This window comes from Rhodococcus sp. NPDC003383 (genome assembly GCF_053589115.1).
The window spans coordinates 38,483-52,917 of record NZ_JBSFRG010000018.1; the positions used below are offsets into that span (position 1 = coordinate 38,483).

Below are 14,435 nucleotides of genomic sequence, written 5' to 3' on the forward strand. Positions count from 1 at the left end.
CTGAGGCAATACATGTTTCGCACCATGATGAAGTCGAAGATCCACCGCGCCACGGTTACTCACGCGGACCTGCACTACGTGGGTTCGGTGACCGTCGACCAGGACCTGATGGATGCCGCCGATCTGCTCGAGGGCGAGCAGGTCTGCATCGTCGACATCGACAACGGCAATCGTCTCGAGACGTACGTCATCGCGGGCGAGCGCGGGTCCGGGATCATCGGGATCAACGGTGCCGCAGCACGTCTGGTGAGCCCCGGCGACCTGGTCATCCTCATCGCCTACGGAGTGATGAACGAGCAGGAGTGCAAGGACTACGCTCCGCGCGTGGTGTTCGTCGACGCCGACAACCGCCAGGTGGAGCTGGGCAGCGATCCGGCGCACGCCCCGGAGGGCTCGGGCCTGATCACCCCGCGCATGCTCGCCACCCTCGACTCCGGTTCGTTGGTGTAACGGTGCTGCTCGCCGTCGACGTCCGGAACACCAATATCGTTCTGGGTCTGTTCACCGGCAGCGGTTCGCACGCAAAACTGCTGCAGGACTGGCGAGTTCGCACCGACCCCCGGGTGACGGGGGACGAGCTCGCGTTGCTGTTCCGCGGGTTGCTCGGTGAGGACGTCGACCGGATCACCGCGGTGTCCGCGCTGTCGACCGTGCCGTCGGTACTCCGTGAACTGCGCGGCATGCTCGGCCGGTACTGGGCGGAGGTGCCGCACGTGGTCGTCGAACCCGGTGTGCGCACCGGTGTGCCGCTGCTCGTCGACAACCCCAAGGAGGTCGGCGCCGACCGGATCGTCAACAGCCTTGCCGCGCACCACTTCTACGGTGGTCCGTGCATCGTCGTCGATTTCGGTACGTCCACGTGCGTCGACGTGGTTTCCGGCAAGGGCGAGTTCCTCGGCGGTGCAATCGCGCCCGGTGTCGAGATCTCGATGGACGCGCTCGCGTCGCAGGGTGCGGCGCTGCGGAAGGTCGAACTCGCGCGACCGCGCGGGGTGGTCGGGAAGAACACCGTCGAATGCATGCAGTCCGGCGCGGTTTTCGGATTCGCGGGCATGGTCGACGGTCTCGTGCGCCGCGTGCGCGCCGAGGTTCCCGGATTCGACCGCGACGACGTCGCGGTGATCGGCACGGGTGACTGCGCGCCGCTGATCATGCCGGAGGCGACGACGATCGAGCATCACGAGCCGGATCTGACGCTCGAGGGATTGCGCCTGGTGTTCGAGCGGAACCAGGCCCGGCGTTCCGCACGTCACGGTTCTACGGGTTCCCCCACTCGCGAATCTGTGTAAGAATGGTCGCCGTGATCCGCTGCATGAACGCCCAGGAGTGTTGTCGAGGCTGACGTCCGCCTCGACCGATTACACATTCCTGGGAGTTTTCTCATGCGCGCTGCGCTTGCTGTTTCTGCACCTTTCATCGCTTCCCCCGCTTCGGATTCCGTCGGCTTTCTGCCGCTGACCACCGAGCGGACCTACCCCACGGAGCTCGCCGCCGCTGTTGCCCGCGGCGCCGTCGTCGTCGACATCCGCACCTCGGCCGAGCGCACCGTTCAGGGCACGCTTCCGGGTGCACTCGCGATCGACGCCGCGCTTCTGACCCGGCGTCTCGACCCGGCCGCCGGAGCCGAGAGCCTGGCGCTCGCCGTCGACCACGACGTCGAATGGGTCGTCGTTTCCGCGGACGGACCCGCCGCACACCGCGCGGTCGCGTCCCTGCAGGAGATCGGATTGCGCCGCGCGACCGGCCTCGTCGGTGGGTACGCCGCGATCAAGACGGCCGGTCTGGTCGACGCTGTCACTCGCGCGCAGCACATCGCGGAGGACGTGGCGCGCGTCACCGCTCACTGACCGCTTCTCTCTTCGGGCACTGACCTCGGGTTCCTCCGAGGAGGTCTGCGAATTCGTGCCTGCGGGTTCCGATAGTCTGGTTACCCGTGAGTGATGCCAGCGTTCAGCAGCCCGACGACACCCCCGAGCAGATCCGGGTCCGCCGCGAGAAGCGCGAACGACTCCTGGCGCAGGGCAAGGACGCGTATCCCGTCGTCGTGCCCCGCACCCACACTCTCGCGGAGATCCGTGCGAAGTACCCCGATCTCGAACCCGACAGCACCACCGGCGAGCAGGTCGGTGTCGCCGGCCGGGTGATGTTCTTCCGCAACACCGGCAAGTTGTGCTTCGCGACCCTGCAGGAGGGTGACGGCACGCAGTTGCAGGTCATGCTGAGCCTGGCCGGTGTCGGCGAGGAGTCGCTGGCCGCCTGGAAGGCCGACGTGGACCTGGGCGACTTCGTGTTCGTGCACGGTGAGGTCATCAGCTCCCGTCGCGGTGAGCTGAGCGTCATGGCCGACACCTGGCAGATGGCTGCGAAGTCGCTGCGCCCGATGCCTGTCGCCCACAAGGAGATGAGCGAGGAGTCGCGGGTCCGGCAGCGGTACGTCGACCTGATCGTGCGCCCGGAGGCGCGGGCGAACGCGCGGATGCGTGTCGCGGTGGTGCGGGAACTGCGCAATGCGCTCGAACGTCGCGGATTCCTCGAGGTCGAGACCCCGATGCTGCAGACGCTGCACGGCGGTGCCGCCGCGCGACCGTTCGTCACCCATTCGAACGCCCTCGACATCGATCTGTACCTGCGCATCGCACCGGAGTTGTTCCTCAAGCGTTGCGTCGTCGGTGGAATCGACAAGGTCTTCGAGATCAACCGGAATTTCCGCAACGAGGGCGCGGACTCGACGCATTCACCGGAATTTTCGATGCTCGAAACGTACGAGGCATACGGAACGTACGACGATTCGGCGCGCATGATCCGCGAGATCATTCAGGAGGTCGCATTCGCGGTCTTCGGCTCGTACGTGGTAACCCTCGCCGACGGAACCGAGTACGACCTCGGTGGCGAATGGAAGACCCTCGAGATGTATCCGTCGTTGTCCGAGGCGATCGGCACCGATGTGACGCCGGACACCACGGTCGAGGAATTGCTGGAACTTGCGGGGCGGGTGGGGCTCGAGGTCCCGAAGGACAAGGGATACGGCCACGGCAAGCTCGTGGAGGAATTGTGGGAGCACATGTGCGGCGATCAGCTGTACCAGCCCACGTTCGTCCGTGACTTCCCGGTCGAGACGTCACCGCTCACACGCGATCACCGCAGCATTCCCGGCGTGACCGAGAAGTGGGATCTGTATGTGCGCGGATTCGAACTGGCAACCGGATATTCGGAACTCGTGGACCCGGTGATCCAGCGCGAGCGTTTCGTCGATCAGGCGCGTCTGGCAGCGGCGGGTGACGACGAGGCCATGGTTCTGGACGAAGATTTCCTCGCCGCAATGGAACAGGGTATGCCGCCCACCACCGGTACGGGTATGGGAATCGATCGGTTGCTCATGGCACTCACCGGACTCGGAATCAGGGAAACCATCCTGTTTCCAATTGTTCGTCCGTCCGCTCGCTAATTCCGCACCCCGACCGGAATCGGTATTGCCCTTGTGAAATTCGCATGTACTCTTGTGCCCGTACCCGGGGGGCTGGGCGTTTCATTCGAGAGGATTTGCGGCACATGGCGAAGAAGGTCACCGTCACGCTGATCGACGATGTGGATCAGGAATCGGCGGCAGACGAGACCGTGGAATTCGGGATCGACGGGGTCACATACGAGATCGATCTGTCCGACGAAAATGCCGCGAAACTGCGCGAGCAATTGGAATTCTGGGTCGAGCACGCCCGGAAGGTCGGCGGCCGGAAGCGTCCGAAGGCGGTTCCGGCAGCACCGGCCGGGCGGAAGTCCTCCCGGACGGCCACCCCGAATCGGGAGAAGAGCGCCGTCATTCGGGAATGGGCCCGCGAGAACGACTACGCAGTTTCGGCACGCGGACGTATCTCCGCGGAAATTGTCGAGGCCTACAACGAAGCCCACGCATAGGCAGCTGTAGGACCGAAGACGGACGAACGAGGCGTCACCCGGAATTACCCGGGTGGCGCCTCGCCGCTTCTGCCGTCCGAATCCGGGTGCGTGCTGGGCGATCGGAGGCGCGCGCGGGCCCCGCGGGGTGTTCGCTTCAGGCGTAGAGCTTGCGGAAACGTATCGGCGACGTGCAGCGTTAGCACTCGTGACCGGGTTTCGAAGTTCCGCTCAACCGGGTAGAGGGGGAGCGGGCCGAAACCACGGCAACTAGAGTGTCAAGTGGGGTCGTGGAACCTTCGCCGGTTCGACGACGACTCGAGTGCCGGAGCGAAACGCGGCAGTCGGGTCCGGAACAATCCTCGTACCGGATCCGCAGGCCGGAGAGTGTGAGGGAGTGCGATGTTCGAAAGGTTCACCGATCGCGCGCGGCGCGTCGTCGTCCTGGCTCAGGAAGAGGCCAGGATGCTCAACCACAACTACATCGGCACGGAGCACATCCTCCTCGGCCTCATCCACGAGGGTGAGGGCGTGGCCGCGAAGTCGCTCGAGTCGTTGGGGATCTCGCTGGAAGGTGTGCGCAGCCAGGTCGAGGAGATCATCGGCCAGGGGCAGCAGGCTCCGTCCGGGCACATCCCGTTCACGCCCCGTGCCAAGAAGGTCCTGGAGCTGAGCCTGCGTGAGGCGCTGCAGCTCGGGCACAACTACATCGGAACCGAGCACATCCTGCTCGGCCTGATCCGCGAAGGTGAGGGTGTCGCGGCCCAGGTGCTGGTCAAGCTCGGGGCCGACCTCAACCGCGTGCGTCAGCAGGTCATCCAGCTGCTGTCCGGCTACCAGGGCAAGGAACCCCAGGAGACGGGCACGAGCCGCGGCGAGGCCGGCACCCCGTCGACGTCGCTCGTGCTGGATCAGTTCGGCCGCAACCTCACGCAGGCTGCGCTCGAGGGCAAGCTCGATCCGGTCATCGGCCGCGCGAAGGAAATCGAGCGGGTCATGCAGGTCCTGTCCCGCCGCACCAAGAACAACCCGGTGCTCATCGGCGAGCCGGGTGTCGGCAAGACCGCCGTCGTCGAAGGCCTGGCGCAGGCCATCGTCAACGGCGAGGTCCCCGAGACCCTCAAGGACAAGCAGCTCTACACCCTCGACCTCGGTTCGCTGGTCGCCGGTTCCCGCTACCGCGGTGACTTCGAGGAACGCCTGAAGAAGGTCCTCAAGGAGATCAACAGCCGCGGCGACATCATCCTGTTCATCGACGAGCTGCACACGCTGGTCGGTGCGGGTGCCGCCGAGGGCGCGATCGACGCCGCGTCGATCCTCAAGCCGAAGCTGGCCCGCGGTGAGCTGCAGACCATCGGTGCGACCACCCTCGACGAGTACCGCAAGTACATCGAGAAGGACGCCGCCCTGGAGCGTCGTTTCCAGCCGGTGCAGGTCGGTGAGCCCACGGTCGAGCACACCATCGAGATCCTCAAGGGTCTGCGCGACCGGTACGAGGCGCATCACCGCGTCTCGATCACCGACAAGGCGCTCGTTGCCGCCGCGACCCTCGCGGACCGGTACATCAACGACCGCTTCCTGCCGGACAAGGCGATCGACCTGATCGACGAGGCCGGCGCACGGATGCGTATCCGCCGGATGACCGCGCCGCCGGACCTCCGCGAGTTCGACGACCGGATCGCCGACGCCCGTCGCGAGAAGGAATCCGCGATCGACGCGCAGGACTTCGAGAAGGCCGCAAGCCTGCGAGACAAGGAGAAGCAGCTCGTCGCCCAGCGCGCCGAGCGCGAGAAGCAGTGGCGTGCGGGTGACCTCGACGTCATCGCCGAGGTGGACGAAGAGCAGATCGCGGAAGTCCTCGCGAACTGGACCGGTATCCCGGTGTTCAAGCTCACCGAGGAGGAGACCACGCGTCTGCTCCGCATGGAGGACGAGCTGCACAAGCGGATCATCGGCCAGGAGGACGCGGTCCGGGCCGTGGCCCGGGCGATCCGTCGTACCCGTGCCGGCCTGAAGGACCCGAAGCGTCCGTCCGGCTCGTTCATCTTCGCCGGCCCGTCCGGTGTCGGTAAGACCGAGCTGTCCAAGGCGCTCGCGAACTTCCTGTTCGGTGAGGACGACGCGCTCATCCAAATCGACATGGGCGAGTTCCACGACCGCTTCACGGCGTCCCGTCTGTTCGGTGCGCCTCCCGGATACGTGGGCTACGAGGAAGGTGGCCAGCTCACCGAGAAGGTGCGCCGGAAGCCGTTCTCCGTCGTCCTGTTCGACGAGATCGAGAAGGCCCACCAGGAGATCTACAACACGCTCCTGCAGGTCCTCGAGGACGGCCGTCTCACCGACGGTCAGGGTCGCACCGTCGACTTCAAGAACACGGTGCTGATCTTCACCTCGAACCTGGGCACGTCCGACATCTCGAAGGCCGTCGGCCTGGGCTTCTCGGCCGGTTCCGGCGAGGCGTCGAACTACGAGCGGATGAAGAACAAGGTCCACGACGAGCTCAAGAAGCACTTCCGCCCCGAGTTCCTCAACCGCATCGACGACATCATCGTCTTCCACCAGCTGACTCAGGAGCAGATCATCGAGATGGTCGACCTGATGGTCGGCCGGGTCGAGGCGCAGCTCAAGAACAAGGACATGGGCATCGAGCTCACGGAGAAGGCGAAGGCACTGCTCGCCAAGCGGGGCTTCGATCCGGTTCTGGGTGCGCGGCCGCTGCGTCGCACCATCCAGCGCGAGATCGAGGATCAGCTTTCCGAGAAGATCCTGTTCGGCGAGATCGGCCCCGGCCAGATCGTCCTGGTCGATGTCGACGGCTGGGACGGCGAGGGCGCCGGCGAGAACGCGAAGTTCACGTTCACGCCGAGCGAGAAGCCGGCCGAGGTGCCGGACACCCCGGCGGTGGCACTGGCCAAGTCCACCGAGGGTGAGGCGGACGCCGGATAACCGGTTCCGGACACAGGGAGGGGCGGTACCCGTACGGGTACCGCCCCTCTCGTTTGCTCGGAGTCTCAGGTGCGTTCGCGCCGCACCCAGGGCGCGGTGTCGCGTCCGAGCCAGTTCGCGAGGCGTTCGGTGGCCCCGGCGCCCGGGGCGGGCTCGACCGGAGGGCCGAACGGCAGGCCGTCGCGGGGAGACGCCGGCAGGGCGAGTCGCATCACCTCGAGGGCCGCTTCGGCCAGGGGCGGGTCGGCTTCGGCCTCCTGGCCGGTGGCCACGGCGAGATCCCAGCCGTGGACGATCAGCTCGTCGAGTTCGACGAGCACCGCGATCCGGCCGGGGAAGGTGCCCCACGGAGCGGTGACCGGCTTGTAGAGCAGAGCATCGTCGTTCCACACCTGCCAGTAGTGCTCGATGGACCTGTCCAGGAGGGCGGGCCATTCGTCGTCCGCGGCGGTGAGGGATTCCGGGATCGTGCGCGGGTCGCCTCCCGAGCCGACGGCAGCGCTGCGTTCGAGCGTCGACGCGAGGTGCCCGAGGAGGGTGCGGACGTCGAACTCGGGGCACGGCGTCGGGGCCGTCATGTGGTCGGGACCGACGTTCTCGACGATCCGGCGCGCCCGATCGGCGGCGGCACGGACGAGCGGGCGGGGGTCCTGTTGTGGCGTGGTCACGCAGCCCATCCTGCGCCCGCGGTTTCCGGTTCGTGATCGGTTCGGCGGACTACCTGCCGATGCCGGGCATGTGGGCGGTCAGCGTCGACAGCGTGCTCGCCACGATCTCGGTGAGTTCGCCGGGCCGGATGTCGAGCGTGCCGTCGAGCCATCCGCGGACGAGTTCGACGGCGCCGGCCATGACGACAACCGCGCACAACTCCGCCTGGCGGGAATCGAGTCGCGTGCCCACCGCATCGCTCTGCTTCGCGAGTTCGTCCGCCGCGGCCCGGATGAAGGCGCTCTTGCGTTCGGCGAGCGGGGGAGCGTCGGAGATGAGGAATCGTCCCTGCTGGGGGTTGCGTTCGACCGCCCCGACGATCGCTCCGACCGCGGCCCGGGCCTTCTCGTGCAGGTCGTCGGGAGCCGAGGCGATCGCGGCGACGGCGCCCGCGAGCAGTTCGGCGCCGAGCTCGTCGTAGGTGGTGGTCACGAGATCGTTCATGTCGGTGAAGCTCTCGTAGAAGAATCGCGGACCGATTCCGGCGGTGGCCGCGACCTTCCGGACCGTGGCGGCCGACCATCCTTCGGCTGCGACCACCTCGATCACCGCGTTCTCGAGGCGTTTGCGGCGTTCGGCGCGCCGGTCGGCCGGTGCGACGCCGCGGTACGCGCGGTGGGTTTCGGGCTCGGACACATCCGCGAGTCTGTCACACGCGACGTTTCCGGAATCTTCAGATTCCGGAATCAAGTGTTTACGAAATTCGGTATTCCTGCGATAGTCGGTGGCCGAATCCGGACGAGGAGAAACCGTGACGATCGAGGCTCCGCTGCCCACCCGCCCGACGAGCATCCGCCTGTCGACGAGCCGCCTGCACGACCGAGCCGATCGGCTCGCACCGAAACCGATCCTGAGCGAGGGCGCTCCCCGGCTGGCGATGTCGCTCCTCGTCGGCGACTCGGTGCGGCCCACCCGTGCGCAGGCCCGGGCGTTCGCCAGGTTCGCGAACACCTGCGATCCGGTGGCGGACGATCTCGTCGCCGCGATGCGCCGCGACCGCACCCGGATCCGTGCGCAGTTCGAGCAGGCACTCGAGCACGGCATCGAGACCGTGGACGATCCCGCTCCCGAGGTGCAGGCGTTCATCGATGCCCTCGACGACGTGCCGTTCTGGGTCGACTACGACAAGCTGGATCTCGCCGCGCAGGCGATCGCACGGATGCCGGTGAGCACCCTCCTGGCGTTCACCACCGCCATCGCCTTCCCCGCCAGCTACGTCTCGCCGCGCGTCAACGACGTGCTGCTGCGCGGCGGCGACCTCGCGAAGCGCGCCGCGGCACGGATCGTGGAGACGGTCTCGTGGTCGATGGACTGCACGGCCCGCGGCGGGATGGAGCGATTCGGGGAGGGGACGAAGAACACCGCCCGGGTGCGCGTCGTCCACGCCTACATCCGCGCCGGGATCGACCGCGTCGACGATTGGAACACCGACACCCACGGCAGGCCCGTCAATCAACTGCACTACTGCGTGACGATGATTCCGATCGCCGGCGTCGCCCTGGCCGTCATGGCCGCCGGGCACTGGTACTCGCGACGGGAACGGGACGCGATCGTGCACCTGTACCGGTACGTCGCGCACACCATGGGGGTGACGGCCGAACTCCAGGTCACCTCGCTGGACGAGCTTCTTCGTCTCATCTGGCTTGCGGTCTGGTCGGAGGTGGATCCCGACGACTCGTCGCGGGCGCTGACCGAGGCGGCGCTGAAGGCCGTGCCCCGGATCTACGGTGTCGACGGTCCCGGACCTGCGAACCGCATCAAGAGCTGGGCGCACTACCACTTCCACGCCGACCTGGCCCGCCTGTCACTCGGTTCCGGCTACTCCGACGCCGTGGGAATTCCGCGGCTGAGTCCGATGGCGGCCCTGTATCCGCTGTGGTTCGCGCGCAATCTCGTCCGCGACCGTCTGAGCGTCGCCGTGCCGGGAGGCGCCGCGCGCGCGGCGCGCCGGGGGCACCGCGAGCGCATGCGGGCGATCGGCGAGGTGAAGCAGCGGCTCGACGTCCGGCCGTACGAGCGGGACGGTGCGGTGCACACCGTCGGTGAGCGCGACCGGGAACTGCGAGCGGGCCGGACTCGGTGAACCGTCTGCGGTGAACGCCCCTCGTGAGGCGGGCGAGTCTGCGAGTGTGGTTGGTGAACATGCGACAGCAGAGGCTCGCGAATCCACCACACGAAGGGGAAGATCCTCATGCCCACACGCACCGCACGCACCGCATGGAACGGCGGCCTCCAGGATGGCTCCGGGCAGGTCGAGCTCAGCAGTTCCGGGCGCGGCACGTTCGACGTGTCGTTCCCGAAGCGCGCCGCCGACGACGCCGGCGGCACCACCAGTCCCGAGGAACTCATCGCCGCCGCGCACTCGTCGTGCTACGCGATGCAGTTGTCCGCACTGATCGCCGAGGCCGGGGGAACACCGCAGAGTCTCGAGGTGACCGCCGACGTCTCGCTCGGTCCCGATCCCGCGGGCGGATTCCGGCTCACCGGAATCAATCTGACCGTGCGTGGTGAAGTCGAGGGCCTCGACGCCGCCGGATTCGGCAAGGCCGCCGAGGACGCGAAGGCCGGATGCCCGGTGAGCAAGGCGCTCACTGGAGTCGAGATCACCCTCGACGCGGCGCTGGAGTGAGCCGGCCGAGGGAACATCGCGGCGCCGGTGGCTGTTGCACCGGCACGTGACCTTTGGAGACAACACTGCCCGGATCGAGATCTGGTCCGATATCGCCTGCCCCTGGTGCTACATCGGCAAGCGGCGGTTCGCTGCTGCCCTGAGCGAGTTCGAGCACCGCGACCGCGTGTCGGTGACCTGGCGTTCGTACCAGCTGGCCCCGGACACCCCGGCGGGTCTGCGGCGCCCCGAGATCGATGCGCTGGTCGAGATGAAGGGGATGCCGGCCGAGCAGGTGCGGCAGATGTTCGCGCACGTCGCGAACGTCGCGGCACAGGACGGTCTCGACATCGACTTCGCCACCGTGATCGCGGCGAACACCTTCGACGCGCATCGGCTGCTGCACCTCGCGGGCGATCGGCGTGACGCGCTGCTCGAGGCGCTGTTCCGCGCGCACTTCGTCGAGGGCGAGGTGGTCGACGACCGCGACACGCTCGTGCGGATCGCCGCGTCGGCGGGGCTGGACCCGGAGGCGGTCCGTGCCGGCCTCGACGGCGACGCAGCTGCCGATGCGGTCCGAGCCGACCTGCTCGAAGCCCGGACGCTGGGCGTGACCGGGGTGCCGTTCTTCGTCGCGAATCGCGCCGTGGCCGTCTCGGGAGCTCAACCGAAGGACGTGTTCCTCGCGCTGTTGCAGCGTGCCGTCGACGATGTCGATGCCGCGGAAACGGCCGCCGCCGCCGTGACCGGCGCAGCGGGAGACGGCTGCGCAGTGTGAGTCGGGTACGCGGTGTGAGCCGGGCGCCTCACGGTGGCCGTTCAGGACGGCACCGTGAGGTCCGCCATCGCCCGGAGGAGTGTCGCGGTCGCGGCATCGGCCGGGAAGAACGTCTCGATCGCGATCTCGTCGAGGGTCACGTCGAACGGGGATCCGAACACCGTCGTCGTGTACAGAAGGGACAGGTCCCCGTGCGCGGATGCCACGACGAGGGGCATGGCGAGGTCGTTCGCTGCCGGACCGTCCGCCGCGTCGTGCGCAGGCACGGGGTAGGCGGCCAGTTCGTCGCGCAGCTCGCGTAGCTCCGGTATCGCGGTACGGGACAGCTGGCGGCTCACCCGGCGCACGACGTGGTCGCGCCACCGGGTGAAGTTGCGGATTCTCGGGGCCAGGCCGTCGGGGTGCAGGGTCGCGCGCAGAACGTTGACCGGCGGTTCGAGCAGATGCGGTGCGATGTCCGTGAACATCGACTGCGCGGGCCGATTCGCGGCGAGGAGTTCCCAGCGGACGTCGACCGCCAGCGCCGGGTTGGGTTCGTGTCCGGTGAGAACCGCCTCGACGGCCTCCCGCGCTGCGCCGAGATCGGCGAACGGACGCTCCGGGTACGCCGGGGCGTAGCCGGCGGCGAGGTAGAGCCGGTTCCGCTCGCGAAGCGGAATCTCGAGTTCGTCGGCGAGCTTGTCGAGGACACCCCTCCCGGGTGTCGATCGACCGGTTTCGACGTAGCTGAGATGCCGGGTCGACAGGTCGGCGGCGATCGAGACGTCGAGCTGGGAGCGGCCTCGTCGTTCGCGCCAGGACCGCAGTAGTGGCCCGACCGACTCCGTGCGGATTGCTGACTGTGCGGGCATGACCTCACCCTGCCCGGGTCCGCGCAGCGCTGCAATGACCCCGGAGGTCATCGACGGCCGGCACGGAAGCGGTCCAGGATCGATGATGCCGCACCGAAGCGGCTCGTCACCGAGAGGCAGTGAATGTCATGACCGAAACCACCTCGAAGAGCGAACGATTCGAGCTCTCCGACACGATCGAACGGTACGTCCGATTCTGGAATCCGGGAGCCGACGACGCACTCACCGCCGAAACGCTCGTCGAAGACGTCGAATACTGCGCGCCGGTCGGAGTGCTGACGGGCCCGGCCGCGCTCGTCGACTTCCGCCGGCAGTTCACCGACCACATGGGCAGCTACGAGTTCCGCCGGCGAACCGCACCGGACCTTCACCACGACCGGGCCAGACTGAGCTGGGAACTGGTCACGGCCACGGGGGATTCGTTCGCCGAGGGCACGGATGTGCTCACCATGGCGGACGACGGCCGGGTCCGGGCGGTGACGGTGTTCCTCGATCGACCGCCCGCCGGGTTCCATGCGTGAGGGTGGCCCACGAAAAAGGCAGCCGCGCGCGTGAGGACGCGCGCGGCTGTCGTACTGCTCAGCGGATGTGGGTCAGGACTTCTTGACGTCGAGGACGACCTCGAACTCGAGCAGCGACGCACCGGTAGCGACCGGCTTCTTGGCTTCACCGGCGTGGGCGGCACGGGCATCGCCGTCACGCCACGCGGCGAACGCCTCCTCGGATTCCCACTGCGTCACCACGAAGTAGCGGGTCTCGCCCGCGGTCGGACGCAGCAGCTGGAAACCCAGGAATCCGGGCGACTTGTCCACGGTGCCCGCGCGATTCGCGAATCGCTTCTCCAGTTCGGGGCCTGCGCCCTCCGGGACCTCGATTGCGTTGATCTTCACGACTGCCATGGCGGCGAGCCTACTCCGCTACCTTGTCGGGTGTGTTGCACGACGAAGGTGGTTCCGGACGACCGATCCTGCTGCTGCACGGGCTGATGGGCAGCGCCCGCACATGGCGGCGCCACGTGCCGTGGCTGCGCGACCACGGGCACGTCCACACCTTCGACGCGGCCGCACACGGACGACCCGCCCCGGACGAGCTGACCACCGAAGCGTTCGTGGCCGATCTCGCCCGGCACCTCGACGACGCCGGATTCGACGAACCGCTCGTCGTCATCGGGCATTCGATGGGTGCACTGCACGCCTGGTGCCTGGCCGCCGCACATCCGGACCGGGTGGCGGCTCTCGTTCTCGAGGACATGGCCCCCGACTTCCGTGGCCGCACCGCAGCGGACTGGGCGGCCGTGATCGGCGCCTGGCCGCAGCCGTTTCCGACCGAGGCCGCCGTCCACGACTACTTCGGGCCGGTCGCCGGGCAGTACTTCCTCGACTCGTTCGAACGACGCGACGACGGTTGGTACCTGCACGGCGACGTCGCGACCTTCCGCGACATCTCCGAGGAATGGGGCACCCGGCACTTCTGGGACGAGTGGCGCGCGGTCGAGGCGCCGACGCTGCTCATCGAGGGCGAATACACCATCACGCCCGAAGGTCAGATGCTGCGGATGGCCGACGAACGCCCCGGCACGTCCTACGTGCGCATCGCCGGAGCGGGCCATCTCGTCCACGACGACAAGCCGGAGGACTACCGCGCGGCCGTCGAAGGATTCCTCGCCGCACTCGGCTGACCGTCTGCGCCTTCACCCGCGAGAGCGAAGCGCCCGTCGGTGGTCTGCTCGACGAGCCCGTCGACGAGCAGCGAATGCAACGCGCGGTCGCGCTGGCCCGGGTCGACGAGCCACACGACGTCGAGCGCCGCCCGCTCCACCGGGCCCTCGCTCTCCCGCAGTACCGCCATCAACTTGCCGCGCACCTGGCGGTCGGTCCCGGCGAACTTCTGCACCTTCTTCGGCGGGCCGTCGTGGGCGGGACTGCCGGCCTCGCGCCAGGCGCAACTCGGCAGCGGACAGCGTCCGCATTCGGGGGAGCGGGCGGTGCAGACGGTCGCACCGAGTTCCATCAGTGCCGCAGAGAACGTGGCGGCCCGGGATCGGTTGCGCGGCAACAGGATTTCGACGTCGGCGAGGTCGCGGGTGGTCGACGGATTGCCCGGTTCGGCGCGGCCGTGCACGGCCCGCGCGACGACCCGCCGCACATTGGTGTCGACGACCGGCACCCGCTGCCCGTATGCGAAACACGCGACCGCCCGCGCGGTGTACGCGCCGACGCCGGGCAGGCTCAACAGCGTCTCGACGTCCGCCGGGACCACGTCGCCGTGTTCGGCGGCGAGGACCCCGGCACACTCGTGCAGACGCAGCGCGCGCCGCGGGTAGCCGAGCTTGCCCCACGCCCGCAGCACGTCGGCCTGGCTCGACGCCGCCATCAGCGACGGCACCGGCCAACGCTGCACCCACTGCTCCCAGATCGGCGCGACCCGGGCGACGGGTGTCTGCTGGAGCATCACCTCCGACATGAGGATCTGCCAGCCGGTGACCCCTTCGCGTCGCCACGGAAGATCCCGCGCTTCGGCGGTGTACCAGCGCAGCAGTGCGGACGCGTCGAGGGTCGATCTCACAAGATCTCCTATCGGTGTGTCGGAAGATTGTTTCGCGCCGTTGATCACACCGAACGATCAGCGACATCGGGCCAGGTGAATAATGGCC

General features: G+C 67.9%; 16 protein-coding genes. 11 read left to right on the plus strand and 5 right to left on the minus strand.

The genetic code is table 11. The features are described from left to right. The first annotated feature begins 12 nt into the window (after nt 1-12). From panD to ACWDTS_RS16830, 6 genes are all read left to right on the plus strand, one after another. A complete protein-coding gene (panD, locus tag ACWDTS_RS16805) occupies nt 13-450 on the plus strand; it encodes an aspartate 1-decarboxylase (protein WP_197254523.1) in 438 nt (145 codons plus the stop codon). Nucleotides 451-452: 2 nt separating this feature from the next. Continuing rightward, nucleotides 453-1,289: a type III pantothenate kinase gene (locus tag ACWDTS_RS16810; protein WP_450118642.1), complete on the plus strand. Its 837-nt coding sequence runs from the start codon at nt 453-455 to the stop codon at nt 1,287-1,289. A gap of 93 nt (nt 1,290-1,382) precedes the next feature. Then, nucleotides 1,383-1,847, plus strand: a complete 465-nt coding sequence (locus ACWDTS_RS16815) for a rhodanese-like domain-containing protein (RefSeq protein WP_197254520.1) — start codon at nt 1,383-1,385, stop codon at nt 1,845-1,847. 86 nt (nt 1,848-1,933) lie between these two features. Continuing rightward, on the plus strand, nt 1,934-3,445 hold the full coding sequence (gene lysS / locus ACWDTS_RS16820; protein WP_450109543.1) for a lysine--tRNA ligase: 1,512 nt from the start codon (nt 1,934-1,936) through the stop codon (nt 3,443-3,445). A gap of 104 nt (nt 3,446-3,549) precedes the next feature. After that, on the plus strand, nt 3,550-3,912 hold the full coding sequence (locus ACWDTS_RS16825) for a histone-like nucleoid-structuring protein Lsr2 (protein WP_420751857.1): 363 nt from the start codon (nt 3,550-3,552) through the stop codon (nt 3,910-3,912). Between the two features lie 381 nt (nt 3,913-4,293). Further along, entirely contained in the window at nt 4,294-6,837 is a 2,544-nt protein-coding gene (locus ACWDTS_RS16830) for an ATP-dependent Clp protease ATP-binding subunit (protein WP_197252311.1), read from the plus strand. Between the two features lie 65 nt (nt 6,838-6,902). Here the strand turns inward: ACWDTS_RS16830 and ACWDTS_RS16835 are convergent, their stop codons facing one another. Continuing rightward, on the minus strand, nt 6,903-7,514 hold the full coding sequence (locus ACWDTS_RS16835) for a TIGR03086 family metal-binding protein (protein ID WP_197252310.1): 612 nt from the start codon (nt 7,512-7,514) through the stop codon (nt 6,903-6,905). A gap of 40 nt (nt 7,515-7,554) precedes the next feature. Then, on the minus strand, nt 7,555-8,181 hold the full coding sequence (locus ACWDTS_RS16840; RefSeq protein ID WP_197252309.1) for a TetR/AcrR family transcriptional regulator: 627 nt from the start codon (nt 8,179-8,181) through the stop codon (nt 7,555-7,557). Between the two features lie 115 nt (nt 8,182-8,296). Here ACWDTS_RS16840 and ACWDTS_RS16845 point away from each other — a divergent pair, with 115 nt between their 5' ends. The 3 genes from ACWDTS_RS16845 to ACWDTS_RS16855 all read left to right on the plus strand — a co-directional run bounded on the left by ACWDTS_RS16845 (nt 8,297) and on the right by ACWDTS_RS16855 (nt 10,931). Next, nucleotides 8,297-9,628 carry an oxygenase MpaB family protein gene (locus ACWDTS_RS16845; RefSeq protein ID WP_450118643.1) on the plus strand — a complete coding sequence of 444 codons (1,332 nt, stop codon included), beginning with the start codon at nt 8,297-8,299 and terminating at the stop codon, nt 9,626-9,628. A gap of 108 nt (nt 9,629-9,736) precedes the next feature. Then, entirely contained in the window at nt 9,737-10,174 is a 438-nt protein-coding gene (locus ACWDTS_RS16850) for an OsmC family protein (protein WP_197252308.1), read from the plus strand. A 46-nt stretch (nt 10,175-10,220) separates the two neighbouring features. After that, nucleotides 10,221-10,931 carry a DsbA family oxidoreductase gene (locus ACWDTS_RS16855; RefSeq protein WP_450118644.1) on the plus strand — a complete coding sequence of 237 codons (711 nt, stop codon included), beginning with the start codon at nt 10,221-10,223 and terminating at the stop codon, nt 10,929-10,931. A gap of 41 nt (nt 10,932-10,972) precedes the next feature. Here the strand turns inward: ACWDTS_RS16855 and ACWDTS_RS16860 are convergent, their stop codons facing one another. Further along, nucleotides 10,973-11,782: a helix-turn-helix domain-containing protein gene (locus tag ACWDTS_RS16860; RefSeq protein ID WP_450118645.1), complete on the minus strand. Its 810-nt coding sequence runs from the start codon at nt 11,780-11,782 to the stop codon at nt 10,973-10,975. Nucleotides 11,783-11,910: 128 nt separating this feature from the next. Between ACWDTS_RS16860 and ACWDTS_RS16865 the strand changes: the two genes are divergently transcribed. Then, on the plus strand, nt 11,911-12,303 hold the full coding sequence (locus tag ACWDTS_RS16865) for a nuclear transport factor 2 family protein (RefSeq protein ID WP_248675802.1): 393 nt from the start codon (nt 11,911-11,913) through the stop codon (nt 12,301-12,303). A 72-nt stretch (nt 12,304-12,375) separates the two neighbouring features. Here the strand turns inward: ACWDTS_RS16865 and ACWDTS_RS16870 are convergent, their stop codons facing one another. Continuing rightward, the gene (locus tag ACWDTS_RS16870; protein WP_197252304.1) at nt 12,376-12,681 is read right to left on the minus strand and encodes an antibiotic biosynthesis monooxygenase family protein; all 306 of its coding nucleotides are present in this window, start codon (nt 12,679-12,681) and stop codon (nt 12,376-12,378) included. Between the two features lie 32 nt (nt 12,682-12,713). Between ACWDTS_RS16870 and ACWDTS_RS16875 the strand changes: the two genes are divergently transcribed. Then, nucleotides 12,714-13,460, plus strand: coding sequence for an alpha/beta fold hydrolase (locus ACWDTS_RS16875; protein WP_248675801.1), 747 nt, complete (start codon nt 12,714-12,716; stop codon nt 13,458-13,460). Here the strand turns inward: ACWDTS_RS16875 and ACWDTS_RS16880 are convergent. Beyond that, the gene (locus tag ACWDTS_RS16880; protein ID WP_450118646.1) at nt 13,418-14,347 is read right to left on the minus strand and encodes an A/G-specific adenine glycosylase; all 930 of its coding nucleotides are present in this window, start codon (nt 14,345-14,347) and stop codon (nt 13,418-13,420) included. The genes ACWDTS_RS16875 and ACWDTS_RS16880 overlap by 43 nt on opposite strands. Nucleotides 14,348-14,435 lie beyond the last annotated feature (88 nt).